Genomic DNA, 19,330 nt, shown 5'->3' on the forward strand with positions numbered 1-19,330 from the left:
GCCGCCGCCGGTAAAATCGCACCCTTCGCGTGTGCGTACCACAGCTCAAAGTCCGGCCCCGCGCCGGCCAGCCTCATGTTGACCTTCCAGCAAATCATTCTCAAACTGCAGTCGTACTGGGCCGAACAGGGCTGCGCGCTGCTCCAGCCCTACGACATGGAAGTGGGAGCCGGCACTTCGCATACCGCGACCTTCCTGCGCGCGCTCGGCCCGGAACCCTGGAAAGCCGCCTATGTGCAGCCGAGCCGCCGCCCCAAGGACGGCCGCTACGGCGAGAACCCGAACCGGCTGCAACATTACTACCAGTACCAGGTGGTGTTGAAGCCCGCACCTTCGAACATCCTCGAGCTGTACCTGGGCTCGCTCCAGGCACTCGGCTTCGATCTGAAGAAGAACGACATCCGCTTCGTCGAGGACGACTGGGAAAATCCGACGCTTGGCGCATGGGGGCTCGGCTGGGAAGTCTGGCTCAACGGCATGGAGGTGACGCAGTTCACCTATTTCCAGCAGGTCGGCGGCATCGACTGCCGGCCGATCACCGGCGAGATCACCTACGGCCTCGAGCGCCTCGCCATGTACCTGCAAGGCGTGGACAACGTCTACAACCTGACCTGGACCGACGGGCTGACCTACGGCGACGTTTACAAGCAGAACGAAGTCGAACAGTCCACCTACAACTTCGAGCACAGCGACGCCGACTTCCTCTTCACCGCCTTCACCGCGCACGAGAAGCAGGCAAAGCACCTGATCGAAACCCAGCTCGCACTGCCGGCCTACGAGCAGGTGCTGAAGGCGGCGCACAGCTTCAACCTGCTGGACGCGCGCGGCGCAATCAGCGTGACCGAACGCGCGGCCTACATCGGTCGCATCCGCAATCTCGCGCGCAGCGTTGCGCGCAGTTATTACGAGAGCCGCGAACGGCTCGGTTTCCCGATGGCGCCGCGCGAATGGGTGGCCGAGATGACCCCTCTGGACGCACCCGCCAAGAAGGCAGCCTGAACGACGATGAACACGATGACCCGCAATCTCCTTCTTGAACTGTTCGTCGAAGAACTGCCGCCCAAGGCGCTGCGCAAACTCGGCGACGCCTTTGCCGGCGTGCTGGCCGATCAACTCAAGACCCTGGGCCTGGCCGGCGCCGATTCGGTGCTGACCGCCTACGCCTCGCCGCGCCGTCTCGCGATGCACCTGACCGGCGTATCCGCGCAAGCCGCCGACAAGGCCGTCACGCAAAAGCTGATGCCCGTGGCGGTCGGCCTCGACGCGTCCGGCAACGCCACGCCGGCGCTGCTCAAGCGACTTGCCGCGCTGGGTGCCGACGCGTCCGCCGTGCCGTCGTTGAAGCGCGCCGTGGACGGCAAGGCCGAAGCGCTGTTCTACGAGAGCACCGCAAAGGGCGCTACGTTGGCCGAAGGCCTACAGAAGGCGCTGACCGAAGCCATCGCCAAGCTGCCGATTCCCAAGGTCATGAGCTATCAGCTCGAAAGCGGCTGCGCGCTGCCCCGCTGGAGCAGCGTGAGCTTCGTGCGTCCTGCACACGGGCTGGTCGCACTGCACGGCGACGAAATCGTATCGATCGAAGCGCTGGGGCTCAAAGCCGGCCGCGACACGCACGGCCACCGTTTCGAGGCCAAGGTCGATCCGGTCGTGCTGCGCGATGCCGACAGCTACGCACAGCAGCTCGCTGACGAGGGTGCGGTGATCGCCGGCTTCGATGCCCGCCGCGCCGAGATCGTCCGCCAACTGGCCGCTGCGGCTGCAAAGGTCGGCAACGGCGCACGGCCCATCGACGATGAAGCACTGCTCGACGAAGTCACCGCGCTGGTCGAGCGGCCGAACGTGCTGGTCTGCGAGTTCGAAAGCGAATTCCTGGATGTGCCGCAGGAATGCCTGATCCTCACGATGAAGGCCAACCAGAAGTACTTTCCGCTGCTCGACGCAGCCGACAAGCTCACCAACAAGTTCCTCGTCGTCAGCAACATCACGCCCGACGACGCCAGCGCCGTGGTCCAGGGCAACGAGCGCGTGGTGCGCCCGCGGCTGGCGGATGCGAAGTTTTTCTTCGACCAGGATCGGAAGAAGACGCTGGAATCGCGGGTCGAGGCGCTGGACAAGGTGGTTTATCACAACAAGCTGGGGACGCAGGGCGAGCGCGTGACGCGCGTAATGGAAATCGCTCGGTCCATCTTTATCAAGCTTGAGCGCGTTGCGCTTGCGAACCTTGATTCAACGCATTTCACGCCTGGGTTCACGGAGTCCAATGTGGTTGCCGCCGCACAGCTCGCCAAGGCCGATCTGATGACTGACATGGTCGGCGAGTTCCCCGAGCTGCAAGGCACCATGGGCCGCTACTACGCGCTATACGACGGCCTTGCCGCTGACGTGGCCGATGCCATCGAAGACCACTACAAACCACGCTTCGCCGGTGACACGCTGCCGCGCGGCGAAGTCGGCGTCGTCGTCGCGCTGTCGGACAAGCTGGAAACGCTGGTCGGCATGTTCGGCATCGGCAACCTGCCGACCGGCGACCGCGATCCGTTTGCGCTGCGTCGGCATGCGCTGGGAGTGATCCGGATGCTGGTCGAAAAAGACCTCGCCCTGGACCTGCGTGTGTTGCTGGACGACGCAGCTGCTGCCTTTTCCGGCATCGACAGCACAGCGATCGATGCGCTCGAAACCTTCGTGTACGACCGCCTTGCCGGCAGCCTGCGCGAGCAAGGCGCGAGTCCGCAGGAGGTCGACGCCGTGCTCGCTTCCCGCCCGCAGCGCCTGGGCACCGTCCCGAAGCTCCTTGCCGCAGTCCGCGCATTCGCCGCACTCCCCGAAGCCCCCGCGCTCGCAGCCGCCAACAAGCGCATCGGCAACATCCTCAAGAAATCCCCCAAAGCCGACGCTCACGTCAGCGAGCTTCTCCTGCAGGAACCTGCCGAGAAAGCGCTCTACGCCGCGATGCAGCAGACCGTGCCGGCAGCCGATGCGCAGTTCGCCGCCGGCGACTACACGGCATCGTTGCAGACGTTGTCGGTGCTTCGCGCACCCGTCGACGCCTTCTTCGACGGCGTGATGGTGAATGCCGAACAGACCGATCTACGGCTCAACCGCATCGGATTGCTCCGCTCGCTGCACGCCGCGATGAACCGCGTGGCGATGCTGGAGCGGCTGGCTGCTTGACCGGCGCCAGCGATATCACGAGCATTCAACGATGCCTTCCCATCAAGCAATCGATCGCTTCACGCTGGCGTTCCATCGAGAAGCAGTGGTGCGGCTGCGCGATGACCGGCGTTTACTCGGACGCGCGCTGGCCGTGATCGATCGTTGGGAGGCCAGCGGCCTGTCGTCGGCAGGTCGTCCGTATCGCGACGAATGGCGAACGCTTCTGGGCGGCGATCTTGGCAAACTCGAGCAAAGCGTATGCGTGGAGACGGATCACGCAGCAACCTTACGCAACATGTCGCCGCTCGGGTTCGTTCTCGACGACGCGGAGCGGCTTCGGATCCGTCGCGAGGCGATGTATCGATGAAGTACTCGCAGCTTCTTCATGTTCTCCGCGCTGCAGCAGAAATCTCGGGAGAAAAGAGCTTCGTTCTCGTCGGCAGCCAAGTGGTCGTACTTGCGCTGGACGAAGCCGACGCTTTGTTGACGTTGTCGGATGAGCTTGACCTCTATCCATCGATGGCACCAGAGAAGGCAGACCTGATCGATGGCGCCATAGGAGCACTCTCTCGCTTTCACGACGAGTTCGGCTACCACGCCGATGGCGTGAGTCCGGAAACCGCAGTCATGCCCTCCGACTGGATGAAGCGGGCGCGGTTTCACTACTTCGGCGATCTGACGGCGATCTGCCCAGACCTGCATGATCTCTGCGTTTCCAAATGCGTGGCCGCGCGGGAAAAGGATGCAGATTTCATCCGTGTCCTTCTTCGCGACGAGCAGATCGTTTTCAACACGCTGATCCAGCGTATTCACGCCTTGGACGGCGAAAAGTACCCGGTGTCACAGATCGTGGCCTGGGCTACGCGCAGACAACGCGACGCCAAAGAACCGTACACCCCATGAAACTCGTCATCCTCGACCGCAACGGCAGCATCAACCTGCACCGCGACGACTTCGTCAAGAGCGAGGTCGAGTGGACCGCACTGCCGAGCGCGCTGGAAGCGATCGCGCGGCTCAACCATGCCGGCTGGCGGGTGGTGGTCGCGTCCAACCAGTCGGGGCTCGGGCGCGGGCTGTTCGACGTGGCTTCGCTCAACGCGATGCACGCCAAGATGCACAAGATGCTGGCTGCGGTGGGCGGAAAGATCGATGCGATCTTCTATTGTCCGCACAGCCCGGACGAAGACTGCAACTGCCGGAAGCCCAAGCCGGGGCTCTTCATCCAGATCGGCGAGCGCTACGGCATCGACCTGGCCGGCGTGCCGACGGCCGGCGACAGCCTTCGCGATCTCCAGGCCGGCGCGGCGGCCGGCTGCGAGCCGCATCTGCTGCTGACGGGCATGGGCGCGGCGTGCCGCGGCGTGAATCCGCTGCCGCCCGAGTACCCGGCCGGCACGCACGTGCATGAGAACCTGGAGGCGTTCGTTGCCTTCCTGCTGGCCCGCGAGGCCGAGAAAACCGCGCTGCAAGTCGCTGTCTGATGAGTCGTTTCCTGCCTACCTTCACAGCATTCGTGCGTTCGGTCGTCCACATGGTCTGGATGCTGGTCACGGTGATTCCGTGGGGAATCATCATGTGCGTCGCCTCGATCTGGCGGCGCGGCGAGCCGCTCTACTGGATGGCCGAGCGCTGGCTCGGCTGGGCGGTCAGCGGCGCGCGGGTCATCCTCGGCATCCGCACGCGGGTCACCGGCATGGAGAACCTGCCGCAGGAAAAGCGTGCCGGCGCGGTGCTGCTGGTCAAGCACCAGTCGACGCTCGAAACCTTCCTGATGCCGACGCTGATGCCGCATCCGCTCGCTTATGTGTTCAAGAAGGAACTGATCTACGTGCCTTTCTTCGGCTGGGCGATGGCGCGGCTGGACATGATCCACATCGACCGCAACCAGAAGGCGCGCGCCTTCAACAAGGTGGTGGCGCAGGGCAAACTGCTGCTGGCGCAGGGCATCTGGATCATCATGTTTCCCGAGGGCACGCGGATTCCGCGTGGCCAGCAGGGCGTCTACAAGACCGGCGGCACGCGGCTGGCGATCGACACCGGCGCGCCGGTGATTCCTGTCGCGGTGACCTCGGCGCGCGTCTGGCCGCGCAAGGCCTTCATCAAGCGGCCAGGCGTGGTCGACGTGTCGATCGGACCGGCGATTCCGAGCGCCGGACGCAAGCCCGATGAACTGATGCGCGAAGTCGAGGCCTGGATCGAATCGGAAATGCGCCGGCTCGATCCCGCCGCTTACGAGAACCAGTGAGCGCGCTCTTCGCCCACCCCCGCGCCACGCGGGAAATCGCGCTCGGCGACACCCGCATCGCCTATGAATTCACGCGCGGCCAGCGCCGGACGATCGGCTTCGTCGTCGGTGTGGACGGCTTGTCCGTGCGTGCGCCGCGCTGGGTCGCGCTGAGCGACGTCGATGCCGCCGTGCAGGACAAGGCGGACTGGATCCTGCGCAAGCTGGCGGAGACCAGGCAGCGCCATGCCACGCTCGAAGCCGCGCGCATCGACTGGCGCGACGGCGTGTGTTTTCCGTTCCTGGGCGAGAGCGTCGAGGTCAGGCTGGATGCGACGCAAGGCCGGCCCGGCCGGGGTGTGTTCGATCCCGAAGCGCGCATCCTGCGGATCGCCCTGCCATCGGACGCAACGCCGAAGCGGATCTGCGACGCGGTGCAGGCCTGGCTCCAGCGGCAGGCGCGCGCGATCTTCGCCGAGCGGCTGGATCATTTCGCGCCGCTGCTGGCGGTGCGCTGGACGCAGCTATCGCTCTCGAACGCGGCCACGCGCTGGGGCAGCGCAAGCTCGACCGGTGCGATCCGGCTGCACTGGCGACTTGTGCATTTCCGCATGCCGGTGCTCGATTACGTGGTCGCTCACGAACTCAGCCATCTGCGCTTCATGGACCACAGCCCGCGCTTCTGGAAGACGGTGGAAAGCGTGGTGCCCGACTACGGCGTGTTGCGCCGTCAGCTCAAGGACGAGACGATTCCGCGCTGGTAAGCGTGCTGCTCGGATTTGTCCGAGAACTTAGACTGTGGCGATGACCGCTCAAGCGCTTTCCTCCGCCACCATGACTGTCCTCGGCGCCTGTCCGCACGACTGCCCCGACACCTGCTCGCTCGTCACCACCGTGCAGGACGGCGTTGCGATCAAGCTACAGGGCAATTCGGCGCATCCGCACACCGGCGGCGTGCTCTGCGCGAAGGTTTCGCGCTACTTGGAGCGCTGCCTGCATCCCGAGCGGGTGCTGCAGCCGATGCGGCGCGTCGGCGTCAAAGGGGCCACGGGCGGTGGTCATTTCGAGCCGGTGTCCTGGGACACGGCACTCGACGACATTGCCGCGCGGCTGCGTTCGGTGGTCGATGCGCATGGCGCCGAAGCGGTGTTGCCCTACAGCTACGCCGGCACGATGGGGCTGGTGCAGGGCGAATCGATGGACCGGCGCTTCTTCCACAAGCTCGGCGCATCGCTGCTCGACCGCACGATCTGCTCGTCGGCCGGCGGCGAGGCGCTCGGCTACACGCTGGGCGGAAAGCTCGGCATGCGGGTCGAGTTCTTCGCCGAATCGAAACTGATCCTGATCTGGGGCAGCAATTCGATCGGCAGCAACCTGCATTTCTGGCGCCATGCGCAGGCCGCAAAGCGTGCCGGCGCGAAGCTGGTCTGCATCGACCCGCGCAGGTCCGAAACCGCCGACAAGTGCGACGAGCACATCGCACTGCTGCCCGGCACCGACGCCGCACTGGCCCTGGCGCTGATGCACGAGCTGATCGCGAACGACTGGCTCGATCACGACTACATCGCGCAGCACACGCTCGGATGGGATGCGCTGCGCGAACGCGCGCTGCAATGGCCGCCGTCGCGTGCCGCCGCCGTTTGCGGCGTGCCGGAAGCGCAGATCGTCGCCCTGGCACGCGATTACGGCACCACCAAACCTTCTGCGATCCGGCTCAACTACGGCATGCAGCGCGTGCGCGGCGGCGGCAACGCGGTTCGCGCGGTGGCGTGCCTGCCGGCGCTCGTCGGCGCCTGGCGCGAGCGGGCGGGCGGCATGCTGCTGAGCGCGTCGGGCGCGTTCCCGGTCGATCGCGCAGCGCTGCAGCGGCCCGATCTGCTGGCCGGCCGCCAGCCGCGCACCGTCAACATGAGCCGCATCGGCGATGCGTTGGCCGGCGATGCCGGTGCGCTGTCGGGGGGAGGGCCGGTCAAGGCGCTGGTGGTCTACAACAGCAACCCGGTCGCGGTCGCGCCGGATTCGGGCAGCGTCGCGGCCGGTTTCGGGCGCGACGATCTGTTCACCGTCGTGCTGGAACAGTTCCGCACCGACACCGCCGATTACGCCGACTACCTGCTGCCGGCCACCGTGCAGATCGAGCACTGGGACATCCATACAAGTTACGGCCATACCGATGTGCTGCTCAACAAGCCGGCCGTCGCGCCGCGCGGCGAGGCGCGCAGCAACGCCTGGGTTTTCGGCGAACTCGCGCGTCGGATGGGTTTCGACGAGCCGTGCTTCGCGGACGACGACGAGGCGCTGTGCCGCAGCGCCTTCGCGCCGGGTGCAATCGACATCGATCAGCTCGAAGCGCAAGGTTTCACCAGCGTGAACCAGCCCGAAGCGCCTTTCGCGCAGGGCGGTTTCCCGACGCCGTCGGGCCGCTGCGAATTCTTCAGCGCCCGGCTGACCGCGATGGGCCAGGACGGCTTGCCCGACCATTTGCCCAATTACGAATCGATCGGCAGTTCGGCACAGTTTCCGCTGGCCATGATCTCGCCGCCGGCACGCAATTTCCTGAACTCGACCTTCGTCAACGTCACCAGCCTGCGCGCGATGGAAGGCGAGCCGTTGCTGGAGATTCATGCGGCCGATGCGGCGTCGCGCGGCATCGTCGACGGTTCGATGGTGCGCGTCTTCAACGGTCGTGGTGAGCATCGCTGCCGCGCCGAAGTCTCGCGCCGCGCCCGGCCAGGCGTGGTGCACGGGCTGGGCATCTGGTGGCGCAAACTCGGCTTCGATGGCACCAACGTCAACGAGCTCACCAGCCAGCGCCTGACCGACATCGGCCGCGCGCCGACTTTCTACGACTGCCTGGTGGAAGTCGAGCCCGCCGGATCATGAAGGCGTTGTTCGCCGCCTTGCTCGCGCTCGGCCTCACGGGATGCGCCGATCTCGGCTACTACTGGCAGTCCGCAAGCGGTCACGTCGATCTGATGCGAGCCGCGCGCCCGGTGCCCGAATGGCTCGAAGACCCGGCGACGTCGCCCGCGCTCAAGGCCAAGCTCGAGCTAACGCAGCGCATCCGCCGTTTCGCCGTGACCGATCTCGGCCTGCCGGACAACCGCAGCTACACGGGCTATGCCGATCTGCATCGCACTGCCGCAGTCTGGAACGTCGTCGCCGCGCCGCCGTATTCGCTGAAACTGAAGACCTGGTGCTTTCCGGTGGCGGGCTGTGTCGGCTATCGCGGCTACTACAACGATGCCGACGCGCGGGCAGAAGCCGAGGCGCAACGCGCGACGGGGCTCGAAGTCGCGGTATATCCGGTGCCGGCCTATTCGACGCTCGGCTGGCTGAACTGGGCTGGCGGCGATCCGCTGCTGAGCACTTTCATCAACTATCCGGAAGGCGAACTGGCGCGGCTGATCTTTCACGAGCTGGCGCATCAGATGGCGTATGCGGCCGGCGACACGCTGTTCAACGAGTCGTTCGCGACGGCGGTCGAGCGGATCGGCGGCGAACGCTGGCTTCGTACGCGGGCGAGCGACGCGGCGCGAGCCGAATATGCGCAGTTCGATGGCCGGCGCCGTGAATTCAGGGCGCTGACGCTTGCCACGCGCCGCAAGCTGCAGGCGGTGTACGACTCGCCGCAAGCCAAGGCGCAGGATTGGGCCGTGGTCGAGACGATGAAGGCCGATGCGATGCGCGACTTTCGCGCCGATTACGCCGCGCTGCGTGCAGGCTGGCCGGCAAACCGGCAGGCGGCTTACGACGGCTGGGTCGCTCGCGCCAACAACGCGACTTTCGGTGCTCAAGCCGCTTACGACGATCTGGTACCCGCGTTCGAAGCGCTGTTCGCGCGCGACGACGGCGAATGGACGCGTTTTTATGCAGATGTCAAACGTCTGGCCTCGATGTCGAAGGAAGAGCGGCATCTGGCGATGGTCGCTCTTGGAGGGCCGGTCCGGGACGGCAGCGCTGCGACGCCGAAGCCTGCACGCGATCCGCGAGGGGCCGCCTTACCCGCGCAATGAGTCGATCAGGTCGATGTACTTCTGCTTGGCTTCGTCGGAAGACAGGCCTTTTTGCGCGGTCCACGCATCCCACTTCGCGCGCGGTACAAAGTCGCTGAAGCTGGGCCGCTTGGCCGTGTTGTCGCCTTCGGTCGCCTGCTTGAAGAAGCCGTAGATCTTCAACAGCGTCGGATTGTCCGGACGTTCGGCGAGAAGCTTGGAATTCGCCTGTGCGGCATCGAAGAGTGTTTGCAGGTCTGACATGCGGAAATGGTAACGGCGCCGTCGCGATCCATCAGTCGGACAAGCCCGCGCGTGCCAGTTCGACGTCGAGGCGCTCGCGCGCGTCCGCCGGGGGGAGGGAAGCAGCTTTCTCGTAGAGCCGGGTCGCCTCTTCGGCATGCGCTTCGTGATCGAGCATCAACAGTCCGCGTGCGTATTCCATCCAGGCGCTGGCCGAATCCGGATTGAGGGCCACGCCGCGCTCGAACATCGCGACAGCCGTCTCTGCGCGCACGCCGTAAGTCATGTTGCCGACCAGCGCGCCGACCTTGTCGATCACTTCGGCATGAAAGGCGCCGAGCGCGATGTGCGCATCGGCATGGCGCGGTTCCAGCGCGACGACACGTTCCAGCGTCTGCTTCACCTTCCCGCCAAGTCCTTGCGCAAGCGCCCGCGCCACGCTGATCCCTTGGGCGTAACGGCCGAGAGAATAGGCTTCCCAGTACAGCGCATGGCAGTTGTCGGGCTCCTCGACGGCCTGCATCCCCGCGCGCTCGGCCACCAGCATGAACAGCGCCAGCCGCGCCGCCTCGTGCGGTTCGATGTAGTTGGCATAGATGGCGGTCGCCTGGTTGGCGAGCGTGAGACCGGCGGAGCCGTGCTGCAGGCCGATGTCTGCGGCGCGCTGGAACTGGCCGCTGTGGTACAGGGCCCAGCCATCGACCAACGGTCCTGGCGGCGGCGCAGGGAGCGCCTGGCCTGCGTGCAGGCGCTTCCAGCGCGGCAGGAGGTGGTCGGGCTCGACGGCGGCCACGTCGTCGTAGGGCATCGGCGTCCAGACGGACGGAATCGTGCGCATGCAGTGGGCCGGATAGGCGGGGGAAGCTGAAGGAGCCGAAGAAGCGGCACTCGACTGGCGCTCTTGAGTCTGTTCGCGTGTCTGCATGCGCAACCTCTTTCTGTGAGTCTCCGGGGAGTCGTTCAGGCCTCGAGCGCCAGGTCTTCGCCGGCATAGGCCCGGCCGAGGGTCAACAGGTGCCGTCGCTGCGCCGGCGCCAGGTACGGTGCCATCAGGTGCAGCGTGTGCTGCGCGCCGCGCAACAGTGCAGCTTGCGCATGCGAAGGCTCCAGCGCCTCGCGCGGATTGCGCACGTATTCGTAGCTCAGCCAGTACGTCAGCACGACCACCATGCTCTGCGCCAGAGTGTCGACCTCGCATGCCTGCATGTCGAGATGGCCGGCTTCGCTAAGGCCGTCGAACAGGGTGCGAATCGCAGTCGTCTTGTTCTGGAGCACCAGCTGGAACTGCTTTTCGAGACGCCGGTTCTTGCTCAGCAGGTCGTTCAGGTCGCGGTACAGGAAGCGATAGCGCCACAGCAGCTCGAACAGGCTGTGCATGAAGAACCAAGCGTCTTCCACATCGTGCACGCCCTCGCTCGCATGCAGCAGTTCGTTGAGTTCGCGCTCGTAGCTCTCGAAGAGCCGGTTGATCAATTCGTCCTTGGCCGGATAGTGATAGTAGAGATTGCCGGGGCTGATGTTGAGCTCGCCGGCCACCAGTGTCGTCGACACATTGGGCTCGCCGAAGCGATTGAACAGGTCGAGCGCCGCTTCGAGAATGCGCTCGGCGGTGCGTCTAGGCGCTTTCTTGGCCATCAGGGAGCCCCGTTTCTTGTCTCTTTGAGGCACTCTAGCGCAACTTCTGCCGTCCGGCGACCGACAAACGGTCTTTGGCGGGTAAGCCCTTGGTCTTAAGGCTGGATCAGAAGTAAGTGATCAGATCGTCGTGCTGGCTGCTTACCGAACTCAATACGGGCGGCTGAGGTATGTTCTGGACGTAAATGACGGGGATTTCGTTGTAGACGGGCGGTTGACCTCGAACCCACTGTCCCTGATAGAGCCTCGGAGGTTGCATCCTGATTGCCGGATCGCCTACTCGAAGAAACGGGACGGGCTGCAGCGGGGTGTTCTGCGAAAGCGCGGCAGATTGTGGTTGAGCCGCTTGCCCGGCAGTGGCTTGTCGATTGCCGAACAGGCGGGCCGTCTGCCTCACGCTCCGACCGATCTGATGCGCATGGTGCGCGACCGGGCCGGCTACATGTTCTCTTATCCAAATGCCCAACGCATGTTTGTCGGCCGGACCGGCGTTGTTCTTGTGGTGGACTATCGAGGAGTCAGAGTGATTGAGTTGACCCGGTTTTCTGTAAATGGCTTTCATTGGAGGAGTCGTCCTATTAGCGCGACGGGACGTAACCGGGGTAATGCGGCTGCTCGGCGTAAACGAGGGGTGTCTGATGATGGATCGGACTGCTCGGCGCCCAGCCACTCATGTACGTCATCACACCCGGTGCCATGTGAGGGGGCTGGCCTACATGGAGGTTGTGCAGGGGGGCGAGCGGGACGCCGAGTTGTCGATATTCGACACGCTCGTTCTCTGCTTCCAGATAGACATGAAGCTGCCTTACCTCAGGCCCCGAATAGCGACGAGGTTGCTCTGCAAGTGGCTCGAATCGTTGTGCGCTGACCGGGATCGGCTGACGAATTTCCTGGAACAGAGTTCGACCTGTTGGTGGCTCACCACGCGGTGCATTCCCGTTTACGTCGAAATGCCGGACGTTCGGGCCTCCGAGATGCCGCCTGAGCCATCCCATGGGTTGCTTGTCATTGTTCCTCGTGGCTGCTTCGCCCTGGTCGCCGACACGTCTGAACTGCGGCCTATGTCTGGTGTCGACGGTCGACTCAAAACGTTTTGGCTGGGCAGTCGGGATCGGAGATATGGGTTTGCTGGAATGAGTCACGGCCGGGAGCATCCTGAAAAAGCGCATCTGCGCGAATGTCGGAAGTGTTTTCCGGAACGTCGATCGATCCGATCGGAAAATTCCTAAACGGCCGGCTTGCGAGGCGTCCGTTGCGGCCGGGAGGCATCGAGCGTCTGCTCGGCGTCCTTCAACTGCGCTTCCAGTGCTTCCACGCGCGCCTGCAGCGCCGCGAACTCTTCCGCCGACGGCGCTCCGAGATTTGCCAGCGCGCGGGCCACGCGCTCCTCGAAGATGTTCTCCAGCTTGCCCCAGCCGCCTGCAGCCTTGTTGCCGAGGTCGCCGGCCAGTCCCGCCATGCGCGCCTGTGCCTGTGCGAGTGTTTCCTCGGCGGCCTGCTGCGTCTTCTTCTGCATGCCCACGCCGTCCTTCACCAGCGCTTCGAAAGCCTTGCTGCCTTCCTGCTGCATCTTGGCAAAAGCACCCAGGCCGGCAAGCCAGATCTGCTGGGCGGAGTCCTTAATGCGGTCTGTGGACTTGTCGTCTTCGGGGGTCATGACTTGCGTGCTCCTATGTGAAAAAGGGGCGCACACGATGCGTGCGCGCCCCTTCGGGTTGCTGCGAGGGCGTGCGAATCAGTTTTCCTGACTGACCGAAACCTTGTAGCCGTGCGATTTCAGCAGCGAATGCTGACGCGCCGACTCCAGATCGCTGGCGATCATTTCTTCCACCATCTCGTCGAGCGTGATTTCCGGGATCCAGCCCAGCTCGTCCTTCGCCATCGTCGCGTCGCCGAGCAGCGTCTCGACTTCAGCCGGACGGAAGTAGCGCGGATCGACCTGCACCACCACGTCGCCGACCTTCACGGCAGGTGCCTTGTCACCGGTAACGGCCTTGACAATGGCTTTCTCCGAAGCACCCGTGCCGACGAAGTCCAGTTCGATGCCGAGCTGTTCAGCCGACTTGCGAACGAAGTCGCGCACGCTGTACTGCACGCCGGTGGCGATCACGAAGTCCTTGGCGACGTCCTGCTGCAGCATCATCCACTGCATGCGGACGTAATCCTTGGCATGGCCCCAGTCGCGCAGCGCGTCCAGGTTGCCGACGAACAGGCACTTGTCCAGGCCTTGCGAAATGTTGCACATGCCGCGCGTGATCTTGCGCGTCACGAAGGTTTCGCCGCGACGCGGGCTCTCATGGTTGAACAACACGCCGTTGCAGGCGTACATGCCGTAGGCCTCGCGGTAGTTCTTGGTGATCCAGTAGGCGTAGAGCTTGGCCACACCGTAAGGGCTGCGCGGGTAGAAAGGCGTGCTTTCGCGCTGCGGGATTTCCTGGACCAGGCCGTACAGCTCGCTGGTGCTGGCCTGGTAGAAGCGCGTCTTGTCCTGCAGGCCGAGCAGGCGCACGGCTTCGAGCAGTCGCAGCGTGCCGATCGCGTCGACGTCGGCGGTGTATTCCGGCGCTTCGAAGCTCACGGCCACGTGGCTCTGCGCACCCAGGTTGTAGATCTCGTCCGGCTGAACCTGCTGCACGATGCGCGTCAGGTTGCTGGTGTCGGTCAGGTCACCGTAGTGCAGGTGCAGGTTGCGATTGGCTTCGTGCGGATCCTGGTACAGGTGATCGATGCGTTCGGTGTTGAAGGAAGACGCACGGCGCTTGATGCCATGGACTTCATAGCCCTTTTCCAGCAGGAATTCGGCAAGGTACGAGCCATCCTGGCCCGTGATGCCGGTGATGAGTGCTTTTTTGGAGGGAGTAGTCATTTCTTGAGAGCGTTGATGGGGGTGACGCGACCGTAGGTATCGTCGTAGCGAACGATATCGTCTTCGCCGAGATAGCCGCCGGATTGGACTTCGATCACTTCCAGCATGACCTTGCCCGGATTTTCCAGCCGGTGAACGGTGCCCAGCGGGATGTAGACGGATTCGTTTTCGCGCACCATCACGGTCTCCTCGTCGCGGGTGACCAGCGCGGTGCCCTTTACGACGACCCAGTGCTCGGCGCGGTGGTGGTGCATCTGCAGCGACAGCTTGGCGCCCGGCTTGACCGTCAGGCGCTTGACCTGAAAGCGCTCTCCCGAGTCGACGCCGTCGTAGGCGCCCCACGGACGCGCCACGCGGCGGTGTTCGATGGCTTCGCTGCGGCCTTCACGGTTCAGCATCGCGACGACATCCTTGACCTGCTCCGCGTACTTGACGTTCGCGACCAGCACGGCATCTTGCGTGTCCACGATGATCAGGTCTTCGGTGCCGAGGGCCACCACCGGACGCAGCGGCGCGTGCACGAAGGTGTTGCTGGCGTTCAGCGCGCTGGCCATGCCGTTCAGGCGGTTGCCGGAATCGTCGGCGGGGTAGAGATTGGCGACAGCGTTCCAGCTGCCGACGTCGCTCCAGGCGCCTTCGAACTTCACGACGGCGATCTTCCCGTGCTTCTCCAGCACCGCGTAGTCGATGCTTTCGCTGCGGCAGGCCGAGAAGGCTTCGCGATCGAGACGCAGGAAATTGCCGTCTGGCACCGTCGATGCGGTGGCTTTCTGGCAGGCAGCCAGGATGTCGGGTGCCTGTTCGCGCAGCGCTTCGATGAGCGTGCCGGCGCGCACCAGGAAGATGCCCGCGTTCCAGTAGTAGCCGCCCTTCAGCAGCAGCGACTCGGCCACTTCGGCCGTCGGCTTCTCGACGAAGCGCTGAACCACGTTGCCTTCGGAACCTTCCAGCGCTGCGCCGGACTCGATGTAGCCGTAGGCCGTGCTTGGAAAGGTCGGAACGATGCCGAAGGTGACGATCTGGCCGTCAAGCGCCGCAGGAATGCCGGCGCGCACGGTCTTGGCGAACGCTTCGGCGTCGGGGATGTGGTGATCGGCCGGTGCGAACAGCAGCAGATCATCCGGGCCGGCGAGCAGCGCAGCCGCGGCCATGGCGGCTGCGGTATTACGGCCTACCGGCTCGAGGATCTGCTTACCCGTGACCTTCGCGGACTCGAGCGCTTCCTGAACCAGGAAACGATGGTCGTCCGAAGCGACGCAGGTGATGTTGGCGTTGAGCGAGCGGAGACGCTCGAGCGTCAGCTGCAGCAGGCTCTTGCCGTCTATCAGCGGAGCGAACTGCTTCGGCAACGCCTTGCGCGACAGGGGCCAGAGACGCGTACCGCTGCCGCCACAGAGGACTACAGGATGAATGGAGGTGGTCATGATGTAAGAAGCGGCAATGATTGGAGAAAGGTGCGTGATCCTAGGGGGTGAGATGTCAAACCCTCAAGGAACGTGAGAACTAAAGCAGTCGCAGAATGTAACTTAATATTGCAAGTGCTGACTAGCCTACCGCGATACGTGCCAACCGTCGAGTCGGGCGAAAGCGTGAAATAAGAGGCGAAACGCGTACACAGAACGTTTCAAACGAAGACTATCTTTAAGGATAAGCACCAATTTGCATATTTTTTTCTTCTAGTGCGGCTGTGGATAATCCGTCATTTGCTGCGCGATGCAGCCTTGCTCAGACAAAAAAAGGATACAGACTCCCATGATCCTGGTTACCGGCGGCGCTGGCTTCATCGGCGCAAATTTCGTACTCGACTGGCTTGCTGCAAATAGCGAGCCGGTCGTCAATCTCGACAAGCTCACTTACGCAGGCAATCTTGAGACGCTTGCGTCGCTCAAGGGCAACCCGTCGCACATCTTCGTACAGGGCGACATCGGCGACAGTGCGCTGCTCGACCGCCTTCTTGCCGAACACAAGCCGCGCGCCGTCGTCAACTTCGCGGCTGAGTCGCATGTCGACCGCTCGATCCACGGACCGGACGATTTCGTGCAGACCAATGTGCTCGGCACCTTTCGCCTGCTCGAATCGGTGCGCGGCCACTGGAAGACCTTGCCGGCCGACGAGCAGACTGCCTTCCGCTTTCTGCATGTGTCGACCGACGAGGTCTACGGCTCGCTTTCCGCAACCGATCCGGCTTTTACCGAAGAGCACACGTACGAGCCGAACAGCCCGTATTCGGCGAGCAAGGCAGCCAGCGACCACCTTGTGCGCGCCTGGCATCACACCTATGGATTGCCGGTACTGACGACCAACTGCTCCAACAACTACGGCCCGTATCACTTTCCCGAGAAGCTGATCCCGCTGATGATCGTCAACGCGCTCGCCGGCAAACCGCTGCCGGTCTACGGCGACGGCATGCAGGTGCGCGACTGGCTTTACGTCAAGGACCATTGCAGCGCGATCCGCCGCGTGCTCGAAGCCGGGCGTCTGGGCGAGACCTACAACGTCGGCGGCTGGAACGAAAAGCCGAACATCGACATCGTGAACACCGTCTGCGCGCTGCTCGACGAACTGCAGCCGCGCACGGATGGCAAAAGCTACCGCGAACAGATCAGCTATGTCACCGATCGTCCGGGCCATGACCGCCGCTACGCGATCGACGCGCGCAAGCTCGAGCGCGAACTTGGCTGGAAGCCGGCAGAAACGTTTGATTCGGGTATTCGCAAGACGGTCGAGTGGTATCTGAGCAACGGCGAGTGGGTGCGAAATGTGCAGAGCGGCGCCTACCGCGCCTGGGTCGAAAAGCAGTACGACGCGGAAGTCGCTGCATGAAGCTGCTGCTTCTCGGAAAGGGCGGGCAGGTGGGATGGGAGTTGCAGCGCAGCCTGGCGCCGCTCGGCGAACTGGTCGCGCTCGATTTCGACAGCACCGACTTCGCTGCGGATTTCAGCCGTCCCGAAACGCTTGCCGAAACCGTGCTTATGGTGCGGCCCGACGTGATCGTCAATGCTGCAGCGCATACGGCTGTCGACAAGGCGGAAAGCGAACCCGAGTTCGCACGCACGCTGAACGCCACATCACCCGGCGTCATTGCAAAGGCTGCGCAGCAAATCGGCGCACTGATGGTGCATTACTCGACCGACTATGTATTCGACGGCAGCGGTGGCAAGCCGTGGGTCGAAACGGATGCGACGGGTCCGCTCAGCGTTTACGGCAGCACCAAGCTCGAAGGCGAGCAATTGGTTGCGGCGAATTGCGTGCGACACCTGATTTTCCGGACGAGCTGGGTTTATGCGGCTCGCGGAGGGAATTTTGCCAAGACGATGCTTCGGCTCGCCCGGGAACGCGACCGCCTGACCGTGATCGATGATCAATTCGGCGCACCCACCGGCGCGGAATTGCTGGCCGACGTCACGGCGCACGCGATTCGCGACACGCTCCGCGCGCCTGAGAAGGCGGGGCTCTATCACCTAGTGGCTGGCGGAGAAACCAGTTGGCATGGGTATGCGAGCTTCGTGCTGGATCAGGCGCGTGCGGCTGGACAGGAACTCAAGGTTGCGCCCGGCGCTGTAGACGCAGTGCCGACCAGCGCTTTTCCGACGCCGGCGCGCAGGCCGCAGAATTCACGGCTCGACACATCGAAGCTGCAGTCCACGTTTGGACTGGTTTTGCCCAATTGGCAGGCTGGCGTTGCGCGCATGTTGCGCGAGACGCATTGAACAAACCTATTGAACCGTCCAGCAAATAGAAAAGACAAGAACTAAATGACAACGCAACGCAAAGGTATCATCTTAGCTGGCGGTTCAGGCACGCGTCTGCATCCAGCAACGCTTGCGGTCAGCAAGCAATTGCTGCCGGTGTATGACAAGCCGATGATCTATTACCCGCTGACGACACTGATGCTCGGCGGTATCCGCGACATCCTCATCATCAGCACGCCTCAGGACACGCCGCGCTTTCAACAACTGCTCGGCGATGGCAGCCAGTGGGGGATGAATCTCCAGTACGCGGTACAGGACAGCCCAGACGGCCTCGCGCAGGCCTTTGTGATCGGCGAGAAGTTCGTCGGCAACGCGCCGAGCGCACTGGTTCTGGGCGACAACATTTTCTACGGGCACGATTTTGCGACCTTGCTGGGAGAAGCAGACAAGCAAGACGATTGCGCCACCGTCTTCGCATATCACGTACTCGATCCAGAACGCTACGGCGTAGTGGCGTTCGACTCGGGCGGCAAAGCCAGCAGCATCGAGGAAAAGCCGACCTTGCCGAAAAGTAACTATGCAGTAACCGGTTTGTACTTCTACGACAATCAGGTTGTAGACATCGCAAAATCCGTGAAGCGTAGCGCTCGTGGGGAGTATGAAATCACCGCAGTCAATCAGGCCTATCTCGACATGGGAAGACTAAATGTCCAGATCATGCAGCGCGGATACGCCTGGCTCGATACGGGCACGCATGAAAGCCTGCTTGAAGCCGGTCAATTCATTGCGACGCTGGAGCATCGCCAAGGGCTGAAGATTGCCTGTCCGGAAGAAATTGCCTGGCGTGCAGGCTTCATTGACAAAGAACAGCTGGCTCGATTGGCGGCACCGCTGCAGAAAAATGGCTATGGTAAATACCTCAACCATTTGCTTGCGGAAGGCGTGCGTGCATGAAGGTCACGAACACTGCAATTCCCGACGTTCTGATTCTTGAGCCCAGGGTCTTTGGGGATTCGAGAGGTTTCTTTCTCGAAAGCTTCAATAACAAAGCTTTCGATGAAATCGTTGGGCGTCATGTGCAATTCGTCCAGGATAATCATTCACGATCGTCAAAGGGCGTGCTCAGGGGTCTTCATTACCAGATCCGAAAGCCACAAGGAAAACTTGTACGGGTGACGCGTGGCGCTGTATTCGATGTCGTGGTCGACATCCGCAGATCTTCGGCAACCTTCGGCAAGTGGGTTGGCGTCGAGTTGAGCGACGAGAAAAACAACCAGCTGTGGGTGCCGCCGGGACTCGCACACGGATTCTTGGTGCTAAGCGAAAGCGCTGACTTCTTGTACAAGGTCACGGAATACTATTCGCCCGAAGACGAGAGAAGCATTCTGTGGAACGACTCCGCAATCGAAATCGATTGGCCTTTATGTGGAAGTGAGCCAGTGCTGTCGGCGAAGGACTTGGACGGTCAGGCCTTTGCGGCGGCTGAATTGTTCTGAATCGATGGCTTCGGGTCGTAAGAACT

General features: G+C 63.2%; 20 protein-coding genes. 13 read left to right on the top strand and 7 right to left on the bottom strand.

Annotated features, from left to right (window positions below; all coding sequences use genetic code 11):
• The first annotated feature begins 75 nt into the window (after window positions 1-75).
• The 9 genes from glyQ to ACSFA3_RS19480 all read left to right on the top strand — a co-directional run bounded on the left by glyQ (window position 76) and on the right by ACSFA3_RS19480 (window position 9,393).
• Entirely contained in the window at window positions 76-999 is a 924-nt protein-coding gene (gene glyQ, locus ACSFA3_RS19440; protein ID WP_435507133.1) for a glycine--tRNA ligase subunit alpha, read from the top strand.
• A gap of 15 nt (window positions 1,000-1,014) precedes the next feature.
• Window positions 1,015-3,171, top strand: a complete 2,157-nt coding sequence (gene glyS, locus ACSFA3_RS19445; protein WP_435507389.1) for a glycine--tRNA ligase subunit beta — start codon at window positions 1,015-1,017, stop codon at window positions 3,169-3,171.
• A gap of 31 nt (window positions 3,172-3,202) precedes the next feature.
• Window positions 3,203-3,520: a hypothetical protein gene (locus tag ACSFA3_RS19450; RefSeq protein ID WP_435507134.1), complete on the top strand. Its 318-nt coding sequence runs from the start codon at window positions 3,203-3,205 to the stop codon at window positions 3,518-3,520.
• Window positions 3,517-4,056, top strand: coding sequence for a DUF6036 family nucleotidyltransferase (locus ACSFA3_RS19455; protein WP_435507135.1), 540 nt, complete (start codon window positions 3,517-3,519; stop codon window positions 4,054-4,056). The genes ACSFA3_RS19450 and ACSFA3_RS19455 overlap by 4 nt, the downstream gene beginning before the upstream one ends.
• On the top strand, window positions 4,053-4,634 hold the full coding sequence (gene gmhB, locus ACSFA3_RS19460) for a D-glycero-beta-D-manno-heptose 1,7-bisphosphate 7-phosphatase (RefSeq protein WP_435507136.1): 582 nt from the start codon (window positions 4,053-4,055) through the stop codon (window positions 4,632-4,634). The genes ACSFA3_RS19455 and gmhB overlap by 4 nt, the downstream gene beginning before the upstream one ends.
• Window positions 4,634-5,398, top strand: a complete 765-nt coding sequence (locus ACSFA3_RS19465) for a lysophospholipid acyltransferase family protein (RefSeq protein WP_435507137.1) — start codon at window positions 4,634-4,636, stop codon at window positions 5,396-5,398. The genes gmhB and ACSFA3_RS19465 overlap by 1 nt, the downstream gene beginning before the upstream one ends.
• Window positions 5,353-6,141, top strand: coding sequence for a M48 family metallopeptidase (locus ACSFA3_RS19470; RefSeq protein ID WP_435507390.1), 789 nt, complete (start codon window positions 5,353-5,355; stop codon window positions 6,139-6,141). The genes ACSFA3_RS19465 and ACSFA3_RS19470 overlap by 46 nt, the downstream gene beginning before the upstream one ends.
• Before the next feature lie 70 nt (window positions 6,142-6,211).
• Window positions 6,212-8,260, top strand: a complete 2,049-nt coding sequence (locus ACSFA3_RS19475; RefSeq protein WP_435507138.1) for a molybdopterin-containing oxidoreductase family protein — start codon at window positions 6,212-6,214, stop codon at window positions 8,258-8,260.
• A complete protein-coding gene (locus tag ACSFA3_RS19480) occupies window positions 8,257-9,393 on the top strand; it encodes an aminopeptidase (RefSeq protein ID WP_435507139.1) in 1,137 nt (378 codons plus the stop codon). The genes ACSFA3_RS19475 and ACSFA3_RS19480 overlap by 4 nt, the downstream gene beginning before the upstream one ends.
• On the opposite strand, the gene ACSFA3_RS19485 is transcribed toward ACSFA3_RS19480, so the two are convergent.
• The 7 genes from ACSFA3_RS19485 to ACSFA3_RS19515 form a co-directional block, all read right to left on the bottom strand.
• Window positions 9,379-9,636 carry an acyl-CoA-binding protein gene (locus tag ACSFA3_RS19485; RefSeq protein ID WP_435507140.1) on the bottom strand — a complete coding sequence of 86 codons (258 nt, stop codon included), beginning with the start codon at window positions 9,634-9,636 and terminating at the stop codon, window positions 9,379-9,381. The genes ACSFA3_RS19480 and ACSFA3_RS19485 overlap by 15 nt on opposite strands.
• A 31-nt stretch (window positions 9,637-9,667) precedes the next feature.
• The gene (locus ACSFA3_RS19490) at window positions 9,668-10,453 is read right to left on the bottom strand and encodes a tetratricopeptide repeat protein (RefSeq protein ID WP_435507391.1); all 786 of its coding nucleotides are present in this window, start codon (window positions 10,451-10,453) and stop codon (window positions 9,668-9,670) included.
• A 122-nt stretch (window positions 10,454-10,575) separates the two neighbouring features.
• Window positions 10,576-11,250: a TetR/AcrR family transcriptional regulator gene (locus tag ACSFA3_RS19495; protein WP_435507141.1), complete on the bottom strand. Its 675-nt coding sequence runs from the start codon at window positions 11,248-11,250 to the stop codon at window positions 10,576-10,578.
• Window positions 11,251-11,356: 106 nt separating this feature from the next.
• Window positions 11,357-11,812: a hypothetical protein gene (locus ACSFA3_RS19500; protein WP_435507142.1), complete on the bottom strand. Its 456-nt coding sequence runs from the start codon at window positions 11,810-11,812 to the stop codon at window positions 11,357-11,359.
• Window positions 11,813-12,475: 663 nt separating this feature from the next.
• Window positions 12,476-12,907: a phasin family protein gene (locus ACSFA3_RS19505; protein WP_435507143.1), complete on the bottom strand. Its 432-nt coding sequence runs from the start codon at window positions 12,905-12,907 to the stop codon at window positions 12,476-12,478.
• A 78-nt stretch (window positions 12,908-12,985) separates the two neighbouring features.
• Entirely contained in the window at window positions 12,986-14,116 is a 1,131-nt protein-coding gene (gene gmd, locus ACSFA3_RS19510; RefSeq protein ID WP_435507144.1) for a GDP-mannose 4,6-dehydratase, read from the bottom strand.
• On the bottom strand, window positions 14,113-15,540 hold the full coding sequence (locus ACSFA3_RS19515) for a mannose-1-phosphate guanylyltransferase/mannose-6-phosphate isomerase (protein ID WP_435507145.1): 1,428 nt from the start codon (window positions 15,538-15,540) through the stop codon (window positions 14,113-14,115). Before ACSFA3_RS19515 ends, gmd begins: the two co-directional genes overlap by 4 nt.
• A 328-nt stretch (window positions 15,541-15,868) precedes the next feature.
• On the opposite strand from ACSFA3_RS19515, the gene rfbB reads away from it, so the two are divergent.
• The 4 genes from rfbB to rfbC are packed head-to-tail and all read left to right on the top strand — an operon-like array spanning window position 15,869 to window position 19,304.
• Window positions 15,869-16,939, top strand: coding sequence for a dTDP-glucose 4,6-dehydratase (rfbB, locus tag ACSFA3_RS19520; RefSeq protein WP_435507146.1), 1,071 nt, complete (start codon window positions 15,869-15,871; stop codon window positions 16,937-16,939).
• Window positions 16,936-17,826: a dTDP-4-dehydrorhamnose reductase gene (rfbD, locus tag ACSFA3_RS19525; RefSeq protein ID WP_435507147.1), complete on the top strand. Its 891-nt coding sequence runs from the start codon at window positions 16,936-16,938 to the stop codon at window positions 17,824-17,826. The genes rfbB and rfbD overlap by 4 nt, the downstream gene beginning before the upstream one ends.
• 45 nt (window positions 17,827-17,871) lie before the next feature.
• Window positions 17,872-18,762: a glucose-1-phosphate thymidylyltransferase RfbA gene (gene rfbA, locus ACSFA3_RS19530; RefSeq protein ID WP_435507148.1), complete on the top strand. Its 891-nt coding sequence runs from the start codon at window positions 17,872-17,874 to the stop codon at window positions 18,760-18,762.
• Window positions 18,759-19,304: a dTDP-4-dehydrorhamnose 3,5-epimerase gene (rfbC, locus tag ACSFA3_RS19535; protein ID WP_435507149.1), complete on the top strand. Its 546-nt coding sequence runs from the start codon at window positions 18,759-18,761 to the stop codon at window positions 19,302-19,304. The genes rfbA and rfbC overlap by 4 nt, the downstream gene beginning before the upstream one ends.
• Window positions 19,305-19,330: the final 26 nt, after the last annotated feature.

Origin of the sequence: Variovorax glucosi (assembly GCF_051216695.1) — a bacterium.
In the GTDB taxonomy this organism is placed as follows: domain Bacteria; phylum Pseudomonadota; class Gammaproteobacteria; order Burkholderiales; family Burkholderiaceae_C; genus Variovorax.